Below are 19,292 nucleotides of genomic sequence, written 5' to 3'. Positions count from 1 at the left end.
TCCTCAACGAAGAAATCCTCATGGAGCTGCACTGCACGCGCCCCAACTGCCCAAAACCGATTAACTCTTTTGCTGACATTGATAATTCTGCTGTCCTGAAGACGGTGCAGCAAAAGTTCTGCGTTAGCTGCGGTATGCCTCTGATATTGGGTAGCCGCTATTTAACGGTCAAGCTGCTGGGCCAAGGGGGCTTCGGTACGGCCTATCTGGCCTGCGATCGCTACACGCCCACAATGCGACAGTGCGTCGTCAAGCAGTTTCAGCCTGCAGGCGATCTAAGCCCCGATCAGCTTCAGATAGCTCAAGATCTCTTTGAGCGAGAAGCGCAGGTACTAGAAGCGCTTGGCGATCGCCATCCTCAGATTCCAGATCTCTATGCTTTTTTTCCGCTGGTTGTTCCTGGTTTGGGCACCTCGCAACCGGAAGAATTCTTTTATCTAGTCCAGGAGTTTATTGACGGTCAAGACTTAGAACAGGCGCTAGAGCAGCAGGGGCCATTTTCAGAAGCCGACATTCTAGAGATCTTGACCTCTATTCTCAAAGTGCTGGCCTTTGTTCACGACAACCACACCATCCACCGCGATATTAAACCGTCTAATATCATGCGGCATCGCAATGGCAAGCTTTATCTGCTCGATTTTGGCGCGGTCAAGCAGGTAACGCAGGGTCAGAGAGGCGCGGCCAAGTCTACGGGGATTTACTCTATGGGCTTTGCCCCACCCGAGCAGATGTCTGGCGGGGCGGTGTATCCTTCCACAGATTTATATGCCTTAGCCGTTACCTGCGTGACGCTGCTGACGGGCAAGCCTGCTAGCGACCTGTTTGATTCCTACAGCAATACGTGGAACTGGGAGCAAGGTGTTCAAGTGAGTTCCCGCTTGGCTGGGGTACTCAACCGGATGCTGAAAGTTGCCCCCAATCAGCGCTTTCCCTCGGCCCAAGTGGCGCTGCGAGCCTTGCAGCAGCCCACTTCCCCCCGCCCACCAGTTTCTCCGCCCACAGCACCCCCGCCCAATCCGCCAACTTCTATCCAGTCCCAGCCTGCTGCTCCGCTCTCGCCCCCGCCCCCATCACCACCAGCAGCGGCATCCCAACCTCAGTTTTCTCTAATCGAAACCCTATCAGGCGCTGCTTTTACCGGCTTTGAAGGCAGCATAGCGGCAATTGCCTTAATCAGCTTTTTAGGCACGACGCTGATCGGCGGCGGTGTTTGGCTGCTGTTCATGGCGGCTTTAGTATTTTTGCAGTGGCGACGCATTATTGAGCGGGTTGATCTAATGATTATTGCCGCTGTCAGCTTTGGTATCGCCTTACTGCTGCGACTCTATCCTTGGCAAAATCTCTTGATCATTGCTTTAATAGCGGCGTTGGTGGCAGTCGCGATCGCCATTGTATTTCGACTGATTTACCAAATCACTGCTAGGTTTTTCTAGTCTTTTCTACTCGTAAAATTTATGGCGACTAAGAATGAAACGCCAGCCCTCATTGCGGCCCTCCTGGTCACAGTTGCTCTAGTCGGTGGTGGTCTGTGGTGGTTAAACCGCAGCGGGACTTTAAGCCTGGGCGGACTAACGGGACAGTCTCCGCAGACGGGACAGCCTGGAACCTCTTCAGACGAAACTTTGCCAGCATCTGTGGCTAGCTTTGCAGAGGTCAGTAACGTTCCCCAAGGCTTATTTAACTATGGCGGAAGCACTACCTGGGCCCCTATGCGCAGCAGCGTGGATTCTCAAATTCAAACCGTTTGGCCTAATTTTGAGCTGCGCTATGTCAATCCGACGGGGCGGCCCCCCAGTTCAGGGGTCGGTATCGAGATGCTGATCAACAATCAGCTTTCCTTCGCCCAGTCTTCCCGTTCACTCAAGGGAGAAGAATACGATCAGGCTCAGCAGCGCGGCTTTGGCCTACAGGAAATTCCGGTAGCGCTAGAAGGGCTGGCGATCGCGGTGCATCCTGAGCTTCAGCTACCTGGTCTGACCTTAGATCAAATCAGAGGTATCTACACCGGAGAGATCACCAACTGGCAGCAGGTTGGTGGCCCCAATCTGCCGATTCAGCCCTATTCACGAACTCCTGATGGCGGAACGGTGGAGTTCTTTATAGACGCTGTTTTAGGCGGTTCAGAGTTTAGTCCTAGCGTGCAGTTTGTCGATAACACGACAGCGGCGCTGCGAGAGATTTCTAATAATCCCGGCTCTATCTACTATGCGTCTGCGCCAGAAGTCGTCGGTCAGTGTACGGTTCGACCTCTACCCGTAGGTCAGAGATCAAACGAGCTGATAACCCCTTACAGAGAGCCTTACGTACCACCAGAAAGCTGCCCCAGTCAGCGCAATCAGTCCAACGTTGAGGCTTTCCGTAACGGGCAATATCCACTCACCCGGCGCTTGTTTGTCATCGTCAAGCAGAATGGCCAGAACGACCAGCTAGCCGGTGAAGCCTATGCCAAACTGCTGTTGAGCAATCAGGGGCAAACGCTGCTCAATCAGGCCGGATTTGTCCCCATTCGCTAAATAGGCTGGTATACAGATAACCGAGAGGGTTACCCCCCGGTTAGAGGGAGGGCTGATTTTTGCGGAATTGACCTTCAGCCCACGTGTAGTATCCTCGTAGAGTTTGATCTAATCATCAGGGATCGCGCCCTCCTGAGGGACAGGAACTTTCCTGCTCTATCTAAAGACAGGTCTTATAGCAATTGGCTGCTAGGTTGAGTAAGATTGCAGTTGTGACTTCTAGACTGCCGGTTTAGAGGGGTTGCTAATTGGGTGTTTTCACCGAGAAAAAAAGTGGTTTATTATCCTGATCCCAGCCAATGAAGCGAGTAAAATTAAGGTTGTGTGAAGTTCAACCATATTGCTTAGCAGATCTCGATTTTCTCGGATAGTTTAAATGAAAACGCCTGCAGGGCGTCTACAACATAATTCTGGGTAATTTTGCTAGATTTCTATCTAGATGACACTTTTAAGGGAGCAATCATGAGTTTGAATCGAAGTTATTTAATGGCCTCTGCGGCGGCTGTGCTAGCCGGAGCGGTTACGCTGCCCGCACAGGCAGCCAGCTTTACGGCGAGTGATGCTGTAGGAGCAGGCTGTCCTAGCGCTGCCACCTGTACGGTTAACGGTTTTACCTTGGATGTTGTCCAGCCAGACGGCTTCTTGATGACTGAGAAAACTGTTGCTGGCGTTACCGGCATCGGCATTTCTGAGGACGGCGTCAGCGGTAAGAGCGCCAGCGATCCTTCTCAGGGCGAAATCGATCCGGGCGATATCCTCAAGGTCAGCTTTGCTGAGAGCGTAGTTGAGTATATCGATCTCAGCTTTCTGTACTTGAGCAAGGCAAACGGCGGTCGTTTTGATGGTCTTAATGAGGTCGCTCAGGTAACCGCTAGCAATGGCACTGTGGGTACCCTCTCAGTCACTGGCGATGAAGACAGCTTTGATGCTATCTGGAGCCTATCGACAGGATCTGTTGTCAATCTGTCTCCACCGACCTTTGATGGCGGTGCAGCCTGGAAGATTCTGAATCCGTTTGGTGACACCAAGATTTCTTTCTTCGAGCTGACCGCTGTGGACAGCCCTAGGTTCAGCGATCACCGCGATTCCGATTTTGCCCTCAGCGCAGTGGCTACTGCGGAGGACATTCCTGAGCCAACCGCCTTTATTGGATTAGGCTTAGTGGCTGGTGCCGGTACTTTGCTACGTCGTCGCGTTCGCTAACGGCTAGATAAGGGTGGAGTCCCCCCACCGTTGAACGACTTTTTATTTTAGATTGCCCCCAGAAGTGAATATGGCCCTCAAAGGGTTTTAAGGATTCAGGTTAGTCAAACTTGAATCCTTTTTTCTCTGCTGATTTCAATCTTTCCGAAAAAATTAAGCTTGCAGCGTCGCCATTGCCTATTTGACAAGCTATAGATAGAGAAAAAGCACTCACCTATTGCCTCATGAGCCAGAATCGTTCCCGTACTATTGCTCAAGAGATTCGCTCTCAAGCCTTTATCCTGGGCGGTTTTGTTGCCTTGATGTGGGCAGTGGAACTACTAGACACCTTTTTTCTGCGCGGCTATCTAGATACGACCTATGGCATCTGGCCGCGCAGCCTGATTGGGCTACGCGGAATTTTATTTGCGCCTCTGCTGCACGGCAACTTTGAACATTTGATTGCCAACACAATTCCGCTGATAACGCTGGGCTGGTTTGTCATGCTGCGCGAAACCAGTGACTTTATCTGGGTAACGGCGATCGCGGGTTTAGTTGGCGGCTTAGGCACTTGGCTGACGGGCGCTCCCAACTCGGTGCATATTGGCGCGAGTGGCCTCATCTTTGGCTATTTGGGATTTTTGCTGTTGCGCGGTTATTTTGAGCGCAGCGTTGTCAGTATTGCCCTATCGTTACTGTCGTTTATGCTGTACGGCAGCCTGGTATGGGGCGTTCTACCTAATCAGCCCGGTATTTCCTGGGAAGGCCACTTGTTCGGCTTTGTCGGCGGCGTTTTGGCAGCCCGCCTGCTCAGCCGCACTAAAAGATGAGCGACTCAGCGGACAGTCACTAAGAACAGCGCTCCACCTAGGTAGAGCACAATAATTAAAAAGCTTTCTAAGCCGATGTTGGCAATACCGTATTTTTCGCGCCGTAGGAGTCCTAGCAGCAGAATTGTTGTCATTAAAATTGTGAGGGCGATTAAAAAGGTTTCGCGCTGGGTAATGGCGTGGTACACCGATCCTTGCCGGTAAGCCATGTCTGAGAAAGCCAAAAACAGGACATCAAATGAGTTGCCGCCGATAATGTCTCCCATCGCTAAGGTGAGTGCGCCTTGCCGTACCGCTGCGATCGCCGTGACCAGCTCTGGCAGGGAAGTAGAAATCGCCGTGAACAGCGCACCGACAGCAGACTCAGAAATGCCTGTAAGGGTGGCCAGGTTGATGCCGGACTGGGCCACACCATAACCCGCTACCCCTAGGATGAGCGCATAGAGAGCAAATCGCGTCCATAGGGATGTCAAGCTGCTGCTGCCACTTAGCTCTTCTTCGTCATCATCCATCTGTGTTTCGTTGGTGCGGCGTGGTCCCCACATGGGCTTTTCTTTTGCTTGGGCAATGAGCCGTAGGCCATAGCTGTAGGTTGCCAGCATCAAAATAGAAATGGGATGTATTTGCAGCAGCGTGAAGGCCGGAGCGCTAGAGGCCAAAATAGGCTGGGCCAGCATAACGACCAGCAAAGCGGACTGCATTAGATTGGGCACTGAGGCGGCGGCGTGTTCTAAATTGGCGCGGCGATAAACCGCATCGGCGATCGCCAGAAAAGCGGTCTGAGCCGCAATTCCGCCCAGGGCGTTGCTGACGGCCAGCTCTGCGTGGCCGCCCCAAGCCGCGCTGACAGAGGCTACAATCCCCGGCAGAGAAGTACTGCCGCCCAGCAGAACAGCGCCTACGATGGCTTCACCTAGCCCGGTCTTATCCGCTAAGCGATCGGCCAGCCGGGTCAGCCGAGTGCCAACGATTCCAATCACGACGGCAGCGACTAGGAAAATGCCTAGGTTAATTAAAATTCCAGATGTCATATTGCCAAGTCACTGCGCGATCGCCCAGGTCGAGGGAGTTATCCATTAGAACGCCCTGGCCTACTACTCCTCAGCGATATCTTCAGCCAGCAGAACTGGCTTATCGGTAAATTCAGCCTCTAGCTCGGCCTGAACCGCCTGATCAAAGGTCAAATCGTATTCTTGTTCAAAAGTCGCGGTTACAAAAGGCTGGAGCTGGCCCCGGATAGCGATGCGATCGCCTGCCTGTACCGGGTCAGGATACTCACCGACAACCAGCAAGCGGCTGGTATCAAACAGCTCTGCGGCTTCAATCGTAAATACGCCAGCGCTGATGACAGACTCTACTTCTCCATAGACAATAATGGGCTGACCATAGAATACATCTGGATTGTCAGCCACATCTTCTGGACTGGGGGCTAGCACCACCGTTTTAGCCACAACAACGGGGCGGCCTTCATTCTCAGCATAGAGGACTGGATCTATTTCAATATCGTAGTCAACCAGTTCGGCCTCAGAAAACTGCCGGACTTCGCCCGTTACCCAAATTGCACTCTCTTCATCTTCTGGAACGGTGAAGCCAGAATCCGCCGCGTTGAGGATCAAAACCGCTTCGCCTGCTAAAAAGCTTTCATCCTGAATTGAAAACAGAACGTCACTTTTTTTTTCGACAAACTCGCCCTTAATAACGACGGTTTCGCCCACCAGCGCCGGATCGGTTTCAGCCACTTCTTCTAGGGTGACATTGCCGTCGGCAGCCGTCTCTTCCCCGTCGTTACCAGCGCAGGCCGGTAGCAGAGCTAGAGCTGGAATCAATACTAAAAGGGCAAATGAAGCTAATTTCATAGGGGTCAACGCTAAATAATTGAAATCATAAGTCGATTAGACTTAGGCAATAGACTAGGCTTGCAGATCTTAAAGACTCTGAAATAAGACTTTGAAACCTAAGACCGAATTCACACTGAGACGCCTTGAGGCAAAGATTGCAAGACTCCGGTTGTCCTGACTGAGCCTAGAGAGTTTAGGCCGTTTTTGACCTCTATCAAAATATTGATTTCAAGCTAGCTAACCTCGCCAGGGATCCTAGTCTGTGGAAAGAAGCTCCATAGGCGGCTCAGCCTCTATGCTGGAGACTGATTCGACCTATCCGGGGCGATCGCTTTTCCTGACTACTTCCCACTATCCATAGCTCAGTTTTTACTCAATGACCCTTTCTCTCAAGCGCAATCGTGAAATTCTACGGGTAGTGCTAGCCGTCTGTATGCTGGTGGCCGGAACGCTCCATTTTTTAGCTTCTGAGCCGTTTGTCAAAATTGTTCCTGATCTTTTGCCCTATCCCCTAGCGCTGGTTTACCTCAGCGGTGTCATTGAGATTGCCTTAGCCATAGGGCTGCTAGTGCCTAGTCTAAGCCAACTGGCAGCGTGGGGACTGATTGCCCTGTTTATTGCGGTTTACCCAGCCAATATCAACATGGCAGTTAACCATATTCACTTAGACGGTGTGCCTGACGGCAATTGGTTTCATGCAATTCGCCTCCCGTTTCAGTTTGTGCTGATTGCTTGGGCTTACTGGTATACCCGTCCCAGCGATTCCAACATTCAGGCGTCGATTGTGCCTAAATTCTAGATTTTGAACAATGATAATTAACTTGGTAAATACGGGGTGGGAGATTATCTATCACCGCGCCCATGCACTGCTGGCAGCCCAGCTGGCAGGCTACTGGAATTCGTCAGCCGATATTTCTCATACTGTCGAAATCGTCTCTGCTATCTCACATCACGACGACTTAGAGCGAGAGTGGGAAGGCGACCACCTCAGTGAGGCCGGAGCGCCGCTAGATTTCACACTCGATGGTCAACTTTGCGTGGAAGAACTGCGGCAGCACATCAATAATGCTCGCTATCGCAGCCGCTGGGTCGCTTTACTGACTGCTATGCATGTGAGCTATCTCAATCAGGGCAGACGGCAAGAGTCCAAAGATCTCGATCGCTTTTTAGATGAGCTAGAGCAGCAGCAGCAGCAGTGGCTAAAAGATATGGAGGTAAAACCCGTACAGGCAGATCGAGCTTACGCCCTCATGCGCTGGTGCGATCGCCTCTCGTTGATCCTCTGTCAGCGAAATTTGCCAGACGCCCAGCGATCGCTAGAAATTACCCCCGGTCCCGATGAAAAAGGCTACACCGTCCGGCAGCGAGCCGATGATACGATTACGGTCGAACCCTGGCCGTTCAAGCCCAAAAAGTTTTCGGTTCATGTCGATGCCACTTATGTCAATCAGATGGCCTTTGAAGATAATCAAGAATTTATTGAGCAGCTACAGACGGCTGCGGTGCAACTAATTGTTTGGCAGTTTGAAAAATAGTCATGGAAAATCCCGCCTATCCGCCTCAGCTCGAATCTTTGCTCGACTCCCAGCAGGAGCCAAAAGAGCTGTTTCCTGAGTTGCTGCCAGTTTTAGGAAATTTGCTGGCCTGCGATCGCTGCTTTCTTTACCTACGCCATCCGGTAAGCCGTTTAGGACAAGTTCCTTTTTGCTGGCGGCGCAGCGCAGACATTCCCGATGTCACTGATAATGAATGGAAAGCCGAAGATCCAGCTCAGCTAGAACAGCAAGATCCGCTGTTTGCGGCGGCTTTGCAAGGCGATACCTCTATCTTTGTTGCAGATGTTGAAACCGCTGATCCCTCAGTTTTGAATCTAGAGTTTGAGCGGCAGCATTTCGGTCACCGTGCCTTAGTTCACGCCCACCTCACTGCCGACAATCAGCTTTGGGGCATCCTACAGCCCTGCAACTTTGAGCGACCGCGCCCCTGGCAGGAGCTTGATAAGGCCGTGATCGTGCGTACGGTGCAAAAAATTACGCCCTTGGCAGTTAAATACGTGCAAACCTACTGTCCCTCAACTCAATCCCGCTAGCCAATGGCATTGGCGGACAATTTTCTATGTTGGCGCTGTCGGCTCTCTGGCATTCCCCTGTAGTATGAGTGTTAAGCAATTATTAAGTAAGTGCCGCCAGCGCTTACTTACCGTTGAAGATTGCACTCTTGATGAAGTTGGACACCGCAAGTATGACAGCCGCCAGCACCCCCCCTACCATGCCAGCCTTTTGCCAGGGAATTCGGTACTTCGGAGACGCTTGGCCTGACTTTGAAACCTATGGCAAAGCGCCTGCGATCGCTGAGGGCCAAACCGCCATTGCCCAGGCTACAGATGCCGCCGCTGTCTATCAAACCCTGCTCGCGGCTGACGCTCTGCGCTACTTGACGCTGCAAACTACGGCCACCAAAGCGTCTGGACATCCAGGGGGGTTTGCTAGCGTCGCTGAGGGTATCGCCGCCCTGGTCATGCTGGGCTACAAAAATATCATTACCGAAGTGGGGCATCACGCTCCCGGCTTCTATAGCACCGTCTTTCTCGATCGCTCTTTAGAGGCTATGGGGATTGAAACGGTACAGCAGCTAGGTGAGCGGTTTCGGGAAACTCACGGACTGCTAGGGCATCTCTCCGGGCAAATTCCAGGTCTACTCAGCCCGGCAGGCCCTTTAGGTCAAGGGCAACACTTTGCTATGGCCGGGGCTAAGCTGCACCCAGAAGTTCTCTTCCCCGTCACGATTGGCGATGGTGGCATAGGTGAGCCATACGTCATGAGCAGCTTCGGTCACTTTAATACGGCCTATCCGGGCGTGACCAACTTTTTGCCGGTGCTAGTTTGGAACGGGTTTTCCCAAGAACACCACAGCATGGTTTCTACCCAAAGTAATGAGCACATGCTGGCTTACTGGCGCAGCCACGGCTTCCAAGAAGTGATTCTAGTCAACGCCAAGGACTATGACGACGCCAATCAGGTAGGGGCTTATGTTGACAGCACCGCTTTTTCTTTCCAGCAGCGCTTGGCCTTCACCCAGGCCGTACTCACTGCCGTCGATCGCGCAGCCCAGTCTGCCCTCAGCGGTACGCTCACCGTCCTGATCATTAAACAACTCAAAGGGGCAGGGGTACACAAGCGAGGCGCTCAGGCTCACAACCTCTATGCTGGCGATACTTTAGAAAAAGACTATATTGCCGCGGCCCTACAGGAGCGGGCGCTGCCTGCCGAAGCCTGGCATTTAGTGCGGACGAACTTTGCCCGCGCTGGTGGCGGCCCTGCGGCCCAAACAGCCGTTACCGAAAAGGAATTGCCGCTGCCCAATCTCGGCAATTTGCCCCTGCAAGCGTTTGCGGTAGATGGGGACAAACAGGTCGCAACAACGGCAATGGGCGCTCTGGCCGCTTATGTCGGCCAGCAGGATCCTAACTTTGTTGTCACCAACGCTGACGGCAACGCGGCTTCGGGTATCAATAACATCAACCAGGCGCTTAAAATCGTTCACCCCACAACCGACGACACCTACTATCAGGGGCCTCAGGGGCAGGTTTATGAACCGCTCAGTGAAGACGCCTGTTCTGGTCTAGCAGCCGGTTTGGCCCTGTTTGGTGCCCGTACCCTGTGGTGTTCTTACGAGTCTTTTGCCATCAATGGCTTGCCGATTTGGCAGACGGTGACTCAGGCAATGGCTGAGCTACGCCGCCCCACCCCTTCAACCGTGACTCTGTTTACGGCTGGCGCCCTAGAGCAGGGCCGTAATGGCTGGACCCATCAGCGCCCGGAAATTGAGAACTATTTTGCGGCCATGATGCGCAACGGCAACGTGTTTCCGCTGTTTCCAGTGGATGCCAATAGCATTCAGGTTTGCTATGAATGGGCGATCGCCACGCGCAATAAAGGTGTGACAATTACCGCTAGCAAGTCACCGCTGCCAGTTCGCACTACGTTTGATCAAACCCGTCAGGCTCTAGAGCAGGGAGCGATCGCGCTGCAAACTTTGGCAGGTAGTAAAACAGTCGTCTTTGCGGTGATTGGCGATATGACGCTGCTGCCGGTTTATGCGGCGGCGGCAGCCCTAGCCCAGCAGGGAATTGGCTCTCGAATTGTGGCCATTATCAGTCCGCGACGGCTCTATCGCCCCAGCGATACCGCTTGGGACACCTGCGCCGAAGCAGACGGCCAGTTTTTAGACAATACCGGATTTGAGCAGCTCTTTGGCGGGGATGCCTTGATTGGCGTCACAGGGGGTTCTAGCGCCATGTTAGAACCCGTGATGCTGCGTAGCACTGCGCCTAGAGATGTCTTTGCCTGGAAGCGGGGTGAGACGGCGGCCAGCGCGGCGGCTGTGATGGCTCTAAACAGCCTAACAGCAGAGCAATTCGCCCAGAGGGCGCAAGAACTGCTGGCGTAGCGGTCTTAACGGCAGAGAGCTGAGTTCTTTGAGCTGAAAGGGCGTTCCTGGGAGCGTCCTTTTTGGCGTCGGCGTCCGGTGATTACTCGCTGATTGGCTCAGCTTTGATAACTGAGGCTTGGCCGGGGCCTAGGGTCAGCACCAAAGGCTGCTCGGCGGCTGCCGCTTTGACGGCCTGTCTGTAAACGGGATAGCTCGTCGGTAGGGTTTGCGGGGTGTCATCCACCTGAAAATCAATTTCATAGCTGGCCTTTTTCAGCAGTTCCGGAGCCGATCGCTGTTCCCCCTGCCGCTCGCTTGCTTCTAAGACATCCACGGTAGGTCGGGGCGGCAATTCGGGCCACCACAGCCCTTTATCATCTGGGCCTGAAACAGCCGCTTCAGGCTCGATGCCGTTGCGATTGACTAATGAGGTGGATTCAAAGATTTCCTGTCTCAGAGCTTTGGGAATATCAGCCTGCCCTTGATAGCTCACCTGCCAGGTGTAGGTTGTGATAGCTCTAGCTTCGTAGCGATCTGTTGTTACCTGAAAATCTTCAGCTACGCGATCGCAGCCTATCAGGACTGATGACAGCGCTAATCCGGCAAAACATAAAAGAAATCGATGTTTTTTAATCATTTGATCTTAATGGAACTAAGAATAGTAATGGTATGACTTATTTGAGCAGCCAGCATTATAAATCTTCAAGTTTAAAAAAGACTTTGGCACAGTCGAGCTATTAAAATCTTCACGGCAACTGCTACTGATTTTTGCGGCAATCTAGCTGCTTATCTTTAGGCATCTGTAAAAATCTCCCTCAAGAAAGATATTCCTTAATTTTTAAGGCGTGCCGTCGCTGTAGTCTCAATCTCGTCAAACGGAGATTAGCTTGTTGCTCTTAGTTAAACAAAGATTTAAGAGATTTTAATTGTCTTTACTTCAGGCCGAAAAATAACGTTTCAAACTTCGGCAAAGAAGAGGAAAATATTAAATTCTCAGCCTGTTCGTCAGACACTGTTAATTTAAGGGAAACATGGCTGTTATACAGCTCTTAAGGTTTTACAGTTTTACGATAGCTAAAGAAGACCAATGTCCACTAATTTCAAACATTTGAGCTAATTTCTGAAAACAAATAATTGCTAAAGACTTTTAACCGATCCGAATCGACCTGATGCTTCAACTTCTTGCTGTGCTTAACGATCTAAATCCAAAATGAAGTTCACCCAAGGATATATTCTTCTTTTAGAGCAGCCCTGTACAGACTTACAGCTAGTTCAGACGACGTTAGAAGACCTGAGTTGTTCAGTCTGTGTAGCAGATACGGCGGATCAAGCGCTGGCTCAGGTTAATCAGTCTGTGCCCTACCTGATCATTTTGGGCGGCGATCAGCAGACTTGGTCGCAGGCGCTTATTGATGAGCTACGCCAAAAAGCCAACAATCACTTTGACGTCACTATTGTGGCCTTGACTGACTCTAGCGATCCAAGCTGGCTGCACCGAGAAGACAATCCTGGTTTAGACGGATTCCTAGTCAAGCCCCTAAGTGGCGATGTTTTAGCCTCGCTAGTTCAGTCAGCCTGGGCTAAACAGGCTTGCAGGTAAGCTCCAAAAGCTTTGCGGATACTCCATCGCAAGAATTTCTCTAAGCTGAGTTGGGTTTGTAGCATAGCGCCAATATTTGCCCTAGGTTATGCTTCCTTGACTTCGATCTGCTTAAACGCCAATTTAGCTAAGCATCATTGCCAAAGAGCCTGATGCATTTTTTGTCATAACCGCTACACTAAAAAAATCTTGGTTCTTTTCAGGGCTTTTTGTCCGCTGCAGCGCTTTCAAGCTGCGATTTGTGGGACGTTCTCTGAAGGGTTTGCTAAGCTGAGTTAGACATATAAGTTCTCTGGAGCGAAGATCTTCTACCTTCGGAGAGATGCTGAATCTCTTTGTCTACCTGACGCCGTCAGCCGACGAAGCCTAGGTTAGTGAGCATCAACACCTTGACTTTGCATTGATTTTGCACTTTTGAACGATAAGGAGCATGAGGAACGCGGCATGACCCAAGCGAACAACGTACTCGGAACCATCAAGCCTGGGAACGAACTTGAACTCTTGCTTGATAACGATGGGGACGAGGGTTTTGATCCTCAAGCCGAATCAGAGCCAACTGCAAAAGCGACTAAAGCTAAAACAACGCGCCGTCGCAGTCAGGCGAAGAAAAAGCACTACACCGAAGATTCGATTCGCCTGTACTTACAAGAAATTGGCCGAATCCGTCTGCTGCGAGCTGAAGAGGAAATTGAACTCGCTCGTAAAATTGCCGATCTGCTGGCTTTAGAGCGGATTCGAGACGAACTGATGGATGCCCTGGAGCGTGAACCCAACGATTCAGAATGGGCGCAGGCCGTTGAGATGCCTCTACCTGCTTTCCGGCGGCGGTTGCATATTGGTCGCCGGGCCAAAGACAAGATGGTGCAGTCTAACCTGCGGCTAGTGGTTTCGATCGCTAAAAAGTACATGAACCGAGGACTGTCTTTCCAAGATTTGATTCAGGAAGGCAGCCTGGGCCTAATCCGGGCGGCTGAAAAGTTCGATCACGAGAAAGGCTACAAATTCTCAACCTATGCTACCTGGTGGATTCGTCAGGCCATTACCCGGGCGATCGCCGACCAGTCTCGCACCATCCGCCTGCCGGTTCACCTATACGAAACGATTTCTCGAATCAAGAAAACCACCAAGCTGCTGTCTCAAGAGTTAGGCCGTAAGCCTACTGAGGAAGAGATTGCGACGCGGATGGAGATGACGATCGAGAAGCTGCGCTTTATTGCTAAATCAGCCCAGCTACCGATCTCTTTAGAAACGCCCATTGGCAAAGAAGAAGATTCTCGTCTAGGCGACTTTATTGAGTCAGATGGTGAAACCCCGGAAGACCAGGTTTCCAAGAGCCTGCTGCGAGAAGATTTAGAGGGCGTGCTAGGCACTCTCAGCCCGCGTGAGCGCGACGTTTTGCGGCTACGCTATGGCCTAGATGATGGCCGCATGAAGACTTTAGAAGAAATTGGTCAAATTTTCAATGTCACCCGCGAGCGCATCCGCCAAATAGAGGCCAAAGCGCTACGGAAGCTGCGCCACCCTAACCGCAACAGCGTTTTGAAGGAGTATATCCGCTAGAGGTTTGACCCAAAATTGAGAGTTTGTCAGGGCGCGATCGAGCAGATTGCGCCCTGATTCTTTAAAAGAGATGGAGTAAACCGGGGAAAGGTTCCAGCTAAGTCTGTGAAAATTTAATGCTTTGTCATGGACATCCATCAATTTTGTTGGTACGCTTGTTCTTATTAATGTCCCTACACTTTAGGCGGTGAGTTATATGGAAGCCCTAACTGAAGCTCAACAAGAACTCTACGAGTGGCTAGTAGACTACATTCGCCGCAATCAGCATTCCCCTTCAATTCGCCAGATGATGAAAGCGATGGGACTGCGATCGCCTGCTCCCATTCAAAGCCGCCTCGACCATCTCAAAACCAAAGGCTACATCGACTGGACTGAAGGAAAAGCCCGCACCATCAGAATTGTAGACGAGGCTAAAGGCGTTCCCATTTTAGGAGCTATTGCCGCCGGTTCTTTGGTAGAAACCTTTACAGATACGGTAGAACGTCTAGATTTAGCGATGCTGCCGCTGAAACCACAGGATTTTGCCCTCCGAGTCCGGGGAGACAGCATGATTGATGCCTTAATCGATGAGGGCGATATTGTCATCATGCGCCCCGTGGAAGATCCGACTGCTATTAAAGACGGCACTATTGTAGCGGCGAGAGTTGAAAGCACGACAACCCTCAAGTATTTTCACCGAGAGGCTCACACGGTAACGCTGAGACCTGCCAATTCGCGCTACGAACCTATGCATCTATCTGCCGATGATGTCTACGTTCAGGGGCGTCTGGTTGCCGTTTGGCGAGGTTACGATACCTCTCTTGTGGGCTAGGCTGAAGAGACTTGTCGGGATAGCTGGATCTACCCGGCTATCCTAAAGTTTTACGGACAAATCAGCAGCCCTCTGACCTGAAACAGCCACCGCAGTAATACACTATGAACTGGCAGGCTTGGCCGCTTCGGGCGGCTAGGTTCAGCCAGTTTGAGCAGCAATACTATATTCGATGAAGTTTCGTTCCTTCATTTCAGCGCTGGTTGCCGTAACCATCGTGCTTTTTGTTTTAGGTCTAGGTGGCTGGTTGAGTCTGATGGCGCGAACGCCGCTGACAGTTTTACCAGGCGTAGAGGCTGTCCCAGAGGCCACGCTGTTTGTAGATAAGCGATCGCCTGTTGTTGTTTCTTTAACGGTCTCTCCCGATCGCCTGTTGGAACTGCGTCAGGTCTTTGCAGCCCCCAGCCAGCGCCGACAAGCCGCTCAGGATATCCAGCGCCTGCAGGCAGGTTTGCTAGCTCAGACCCGGTTAGATTATGAACGCGATATCCGGCCCTGGCTCGGTAACGAGGTTACCTTTGCTGTCACTAGCCCAGACCTCGATCGCGATCCGCAAAATGGAGCCCAGCCTGGCTATTTGATGGCGCTAGCCAGTCGAGACGGCGAGCAGGCCCGGCAGTTCATGCAGTTGTTTTGGCAAAAGCGGGCGATCGCGGGCGAAAACCTAACTTTTGAGCAGTACGCTGGCGTCAAGCTAATTTATGCGGCTACCGCCGAACAGCCGCGTGATTCGCGGGCATCATTACCCGGTTCCTATCCCCTAGCCAGTGCAGTTGTGGGCGATCGCTTTGTTTTGCTGGCCAATTCTCCTACAGTCTTGCGGCAGGCGGTTAATGCGGCTCAGGCTAGCAATCTCAACCTGCAGCAGACACCCCACTACCGTCAGGCGTTACGAAATCTTCCAGAACGTCGTCTAGGCCTGATTTACTGCGACTTTTCTCAGCTCTCTAGCTGGCTCGTGGGGTTACCTGAAGCAGCGGCCGTCGATCGCTCCGAGCAAAAGATTGACAACCTGCTGGTCAACTTGCAGCTAACCGGGCAGGGAGTTCTAGCCGATACGTTGCTGACGGCAGCAGCGGGGGAAGCTTTTGAGCCCATGCGGCCCCAGCTTTCTCAGCCCCCGGTTGGGCTGCAGTCTGTGCCAGCGATCGCGCCTTTCGTAGCGGCAGGAAATCGCCTGAGTCCTCTCGTTGAGGAAATTAATAGCGGCTTTAGGGGCTATCCGGTCATTCAGCAGCTCGTTGAACCTCTGCTTGACCAGCTTCGCAACCAGTGGAATATTGATTTACCCAGTGTGTTAGCCCACTTCGGCGAAGGAGACTATGCCCTAGCCTGGCTGCCGAGAGCAGAACAGCCGCGCTCAGATTGGCTATTTACGATTCAGAATGATGCTAAAACGGCTGACTATCTGGCGACGCTTGACGAGCAGGCCCGGCAGCAAGGACTCAGCGTTGGCACTCTAGCCGTTGATGAGCAACCTGTTACGGCCTGGGCGCGGCTGTCAGCCGGGACGCAAACAGCCGATCCCGACGCTTTAGCGCTAAAAGCCGACGTGATTGGACTTAAGGCTGTAGCCAACGATCAGGTTATTTTGTCTACTTCGGCTGAAAGTTTGGGGCAGGCTTTGGCGGCAGGGAATCGCTCTATTCTCAAGTCTGCTGATTTTCGCCAGGCGATCGCGGCTCTAGATGCTGACAACAACGGCTATCTGTACTTTGACTGGCCTCAGGTCGGTGACGCCATCATTCAGCGCAGCCCACAGCTGCGCTGGCTATCTACCGCTCTAGACCCCTTTCTCAAATACTTAAAATCTGTGACGATTAGTAGCTACGATAGCGACGCCAACTTCAAGCGGGGTGGTATATTCATCCGTCTAGTAGAGGCTCAATAACCGGAGCTAGTAGCGTGACAGAAATTGAGATGATCGTGGCCGATTGGGCGGCTAAGCGGCTACCGCAGCCATCCCAGATGCAGCAGCTGATAGCGCATGAACTGGCTGATCCTGGTCGCGCCCAGGCTTGGGGGATCACCGCTGCCACCGCGGAAACGCAGCTCAACCAGCGAGCGCAGCTTTTGCAGGCGCTAATTAGTTCCGACGTCCGGTTTCCCCTCCCCTACCAGCAGTGGACTGATTTGATTCCGCTCTTATGGTCTCTGTGGTTGCCCTTGGGGCTGCGATTGGCTGCGACCCGTAAGGCGCTGGGGCGACCGCTGATGCAGGGGATCTTAGGCGGTCAGGGAACGGGCAAAACCACCCTAACGGAGATCTTGCGCCTGATTTTGCAGCAGTTGGGCTATCGAGCGGTCTGTCTTTCCATTGACGATCTCTATAAGACCTATGACGAACGCCAGCAGCTACGCCAGCAAGATTCACGGTTGGTTTGGCGCGGGCCACCCGGAACCCATGACATTGAACTTGGACTGCAAACCCTGCAGCAGCTACGACAAGCTCAGCCGGGTCAGTCAGTTGACATTCCTCGTTTTGACAAATCTGCCCAGGGCGGCGAAGGCGATCGCGTAGCTCCTAAGCAGGTTTCAGATATTGACATTGTGCTGTTTGAAGGCTGGTTTGTCGGCGTGCGGCCAGTTTCTCCAGACTGTTTTTTAGCGCCGCCGCCCCCGATTATTTCTGAGGCAGATAAAGCTTTTGCTAAGGACATGAATCAGGCGCTCAGAGCTTATTTACCGCTGTGGGATTTGCTAGACCGACTGATTGTGCTGTATCCAGAAGACTATCGCCTCTGCCAGCAATGGCGGCAACAGGCTGAGCAAGATATGAAGGCGACAGGAAGAACCGGCATGTCGGCTGAAAAAATTAGTCAATTTGTGACATATTTTTGGTGTGCGCTACATCCTGAGTTGTTTATCAAACCGCTGGTTGAAGAAACTGGGCTGGCCGATCTGGTTATCGAAATTCGCGCCGATCACACCCCTACAGCGATCTACTCGCCTTAGAAACGGGTACTATGCTGATGGCGAGGCCACAAACTCTATTCACGCAACCCCTGTCTGACTCTTTCTAGCATGAACATCATGAGCGCATCGGTGAAAATCTTAGAACCTGCCGGCATTTTAGACAGCAACAAGGCAGAAGAGTTTCGTCAGCAAGTTGATCACGCTCTTGACGAGGGCAATGACATTCTTTTGATCAACTTAAAAGATATTTCATTTGTGGACAGTTCTGGCTTAGGTGCGCTTGTAGTAGCGATGAAAAAAGCTAAGGCCCATGAACGTCGCATGTATGTCTGTTCGATCAACGAACAGGTGCGTATGCTGTTTGAGCTAACCAGCATGGATCGAGTATTTGAGGTTTTCAGCGATCGCCAGGAGTTTGAGCAAAAAGTCTTAAACGCTGCGGCAACTGACACCGCTAATGAAGACTGATTTTAAGCAGAGATAGATCGTCAGGAAACGTGTCTTCGGCTCGTAGGGTTCTGACATAGTCAAGCACGCTGTCGATGGTTTGCCCTAGGCCCTTCTCTCCTAGCAGCGCAATAAAGGAATAGAGATCTAAAGGAGCTGACTCTCCCGGTTCCTGCACTTCATAAATGCCGTCGCTGAATACGTAAAGATTGCTGTGGGGTGGCACCTGAGTGCGCTGCCAGATAAAACGAGTATCCGGCAGCATACCGATGGGCATTCCCGGCGTTTTGAGACAGTCTATGTCGGCTTTGCCACTGTCGGTTTGAGAAACCAAAACAGCCGGGGGGTGTCCAGCACTAGCGTAAGAGAGCTGTCGGGTGGCGCAGTTGTAAACGCCATACCAGATGGTGAAATATTTGTCGTGCTGGTCGTCCATCTGAAAAGTTTCATTCAAAGCTTGCAGAACTTTCTCAGGCCGATAAAAATTGACGTTGGGCAACGACTGCGATCGCAGAACATTGAGCACTGATGTTGAGAGCAGGGCCGATCCCAACCCGTGCCCAGAAACATCCAGCAGATAAATCGCCAGATAGTCAGGATCTAGCCAGTAATAGTCAAAACAGTCGCCCCCTAGCTGACTAGACGGAATGAACCGGGCCTCAATGGGAACTTTACCTTCTAGGTTCGTGGGCAGCAGCGATCGCACGTAGTCGGCGGCCTCGGCAAGTTCTGCTTCTAGCAGCTGTTTCTGTGTCTTCAGATCGCGGGTGAGCTGATGAAAGCGGAGTCCGGCGCGAACGCGGGCCTTCAACTCGTTGATGTCTACTGGCTTGGTCAGCAAATCATCGGCTCCCGCGTCTAATCCTTTAATGCGATCGGCAGAGCTATCACGAGCCGTCAGCAACAAGAAAAAAGTCGTGGTTAAATCTGGATTTTGCTTCACCTGTTGGCAAATATCCAGGCCATTAATATCTCCTGGCAGGACCCAATCGCAGACAATCAGCGCTGGATTAATGCGCTCAGCTAGGGTCAGACCCTCCCGGCCGTTCTGCGCAATCGTGACGGCATATCCCTGCCCCTGCAGGAGCCGCTGGAGCAAGCGTTGGGTCATTGGGTCATCGTCAATTACCAGAATATGAGCCATAAGCTAAATAACTCGGTAAT

The 19,292-nt window shown here is 52.0% G+C and carries 18 protein-coding genes; 14 read left to right on the top strand and 4 right to left on the bottom strand.

Features of this window, described 5'->3' with window-relative positions:
• Positions 1 to 20 precede the first annotated feature (20 nt).
• From QJQ48_RS05650 to QJQ48_RS05635, 4 genes are all read left to right on the top strand, one after another.
• Positions 21 to 1,433: a protein kinase domain-containing protein gene (locus tag QJQ48_RS05650; protein WP_346290230.1), complete on the top strand. Its 1,413-nt coding sequence runs from the start codon at positions 21 to 23 to the stop codon at positions 1,431 to 1,433.
• A gap of 21 nt (positions 1,434 to 1,454) precedes the next feature.
• A complete protein-coding gene (locus QJQ48_RS05645) occupies positions 1,455 to 2,513 on the top strand; it encodes a PstS family phosphate ABC transporter substrate-binding protein (RefSeq protein WP_346290229.1) in 1,059 nt (352 codons plus the stop codon).
• 462 nt (positions 2,514 to 2,975) lie between these two features.
• Positions 2,976 to 3,716, top strand: coding sequence for a PEP-CTERM sorting domain-containing protein (locus QJQ48_RS05640; protein WP_346290228.1), 741 nt, complete (start codon positions 2,976 to 2,978; stop codon positions 3,714 to 3,716).
• A gap of 224 nt (positions 3,717 to 3,940) precedes the next feature.
• Positions 3,941 to 4,525 (top strand): rhomboid family intramembrane serine protease, encoded by a 585-nt coding sequence (locus QJQ48_RS05635; RefSeq protein ID WP_346290227.1) that lies wholly within the window; start codon positions 3,941 to 3,943, stop codon positions 4,523 to 4,525.
• A 5-nt stretch (positions 4,526 to 4,530) separates the two neighbouring features.
• Here the strand turns inward: QJQ48_RS05635 and QJQ48_RS05630 are convergent, their stop codons facing one another.
• Entirely contained in the window at positions 4,531 to 5,556 is a 1,026-nt protein-coding gene (locus QJQ48_RS05630; RefSeq protein ID WP_346290226.1) for a sodium:calcium antiporter, read from the bottom strand.
• 63 nt (positions 5,557 to 5,619) lie between these two features.
• Positions 5,620 to 6,381, bottom strand: coding sequence for a hypothetical protein (locus tag QJQ48_RS05625; protein WP_346290225.1), 762 nt, complete (start codon positions 6,379 to 6,381; stop codon positions 5,620 to 5,622).
• A 358-nt stretch (positions 6,382 to 6,739) separates the two neighbouring features.
• On the opposite strand from QJQ48_RS05625, the gene QJQ48_RS05620 reads away from it, so the two are divergent.
• From QJQ48_RS05620 to QJQ48_RS05605, 4 genes are all read left to right on the top strand, one after another.
• Positions 6,740 to 7,162, top strand: coding sequence for a DoxX family protein (locus tag QJQ48_RS05620; protein WP_346290224.1), 423 nt, complete (start codon positions 6,740 to 6,742; stop codon positions 7,160 to 7,162).
• A 10-nt stretch (positions 7,163 to 7,172) separates the two neighbouring features.
• Positions 7,173 to 7,898: a DUF3891 family protein gene (locus tag QJQ48_RS05615; RefSeq protein ID WP_346290223.1), complete on the top strand. Its 726-nt coding sequence runs from the start codon at positions 7,173 to 7,175 to the stop codon at positions 7,896 to 7,898.
• A gap of 2 nt (positions 7,899 to 7,900) precedes the next feature.
• A complete protein-coding gene (locus QJQ48_RS05610) occupies positions 7,901 to 8,452 on the top strand; it encodes a GAF domain-containing protein (RefSeq protein WP_346290222.1) in 552 nt (183 codons plus the stop codon).
• 152 nt (positions 8,453 to 8,604) lie between these two features.
• On the top strand, positions 8,605 to 10,812 hold the full coding sequence (locus tag QJQ48_RS05605; RefSeq protein ID WP_346290373.1) for a phosphoketolase family protein: 2,208 nt from the start codon (positions 8,605 to 8,607) through the stop codon (positions 10,810 to 10,812).
• 82 nt (positions 10,813 to 10,894) lie between these two features.
• On the opposite strand, the gene QJQ48_RS05600 is transcribed toward QJQ48_RS05605, so the two are convergent.
• Complete coding sequence (locus tag QJQ48_RS05600) at positions 10,895 to 11,431, bottom strand: hypothetical protein (RefSeq protein WP_346290221.1); 537 nt, start codon at positions 11,429 to 11,431, stop codon at positions 10,895 to 10,897.
• 573 nt (positions 11,432 to 12,004) lie between these two features.
• Here QJQ48_RS05600 and QJQ48_RS05595 point away from each other — a divergent pair.
• From QJQ48_RS05595 to QJQ48_RS05570, 6 genes are all read left to right on the top strand, one after another.
• Positions 12,005 to 12,394 (top strand): response regulator, encoded by a 390-nt coding sequence (locus QJQ48_RS05595; RefSeq protein WP_346290220.1) that lies wholly within the window; start codon positions 12,005 to 12,007, stop codon positions 12,392 to 12,394.
• A gap of 444 nt (positions 12,395 to 12,838) precedes the next feature.
• Complete coding sequence (rpoD, locus tag QJQ48_RS05590; protein ID WP_346290219.1) at positions 12,839 to 13,954, top strand: RNA polymerase sigma factor RpoD; 1,116 nt, start codon at positions 12,839 to 12,841, stop codon at positions 13,952 to 13,954.
• Positions 13,955 to 14,150: 196 nt separating this feature from the next.
• Complete coding sequence (lexA, locus tag QJQ48_RS05585; protein ID WP_346290218.1) at positions 14,151 to 14,765, top strand: transcriptional repressor LexA; 615 nt, start codon at positions 14,151 to 14,153, stop codon at positions 14,763 to 14,765.
• A 172-nt stretch (positions 14,766 to 14,937) separates the two neighbouring features.
• Positions 14,938 to 16,656: a DUF3352 domain-containing protein gene (locus QJQ48_RS05580; protein WP_346290217.1), complete on the top strand. Its 1,719-nt coding sequence runs from the start codon at positions 14,938 to 14,940 to the stop codon at positions 16,654 to 16,656.
• A gap of 14 nt (positions 16,657 to 16,670) precedes the next feature.
• Positions 16,671 to 17,720 carry a glycerate kinase gene (locus QJQ48_RS05575; RefSeq protein ID WP_346290216.1) on the top strand — a complete coding sequence of 350 codons (1,050 nt, stop codon included), beginning with the start codon at positions 16,671 to 16,673 and terminating at the stop codon, positions 17,718 to 17,720.
• A gap of 78 nt (positions 17,721 to 17,798) precedes the next feature.
• Positions 17,799 to 18,149: an STAS domain-containing protein gene (locus tag QJQ48_RS05570; RefSeq protein WP_346290372.1), complete on the top strand. Its 351-nt coding sequence runs from the start codon at positions 17,799 to 17,801 to the stop codon at positions 18,147 to 18,149.
• On the opposite strand, the gene QJQ48_RS05565 is transcribed toward QJQ48_RS05570, so the two are convergent.
• A complete protein-coding gene (locus QJQ48_RS05565) occupies positions 18,136 to 19,272 on the bottom strand; it encodes a PP2C family protein-serine/threonine phosphatase (protein WP_346290215.1) in 1,137 nt (378 codons plus the stop codon). The genes QJQ48_RS05570 and QJQ48_RS05565 overlap by 14 nt on opposite strands.
• Positions 19,273 to 19,292: the final 20 nt, after the last annotated feature.

The organism is Sphaerothrix gracilis Ecp01 (assembly GCF_030405905.1).
Taxonomy (GTDB): Bacteria; Cyanobacteriota; Cyanobacteriia; order Phormidesmidales; family Phormidesmidaceae; genus Sphaerothrix; species Sphaerothrix gracilis.
Note: the sequence above shows the minus strand (reverse complement) of the source record. Positions and strands in the feature narration are given on the sequence as shown.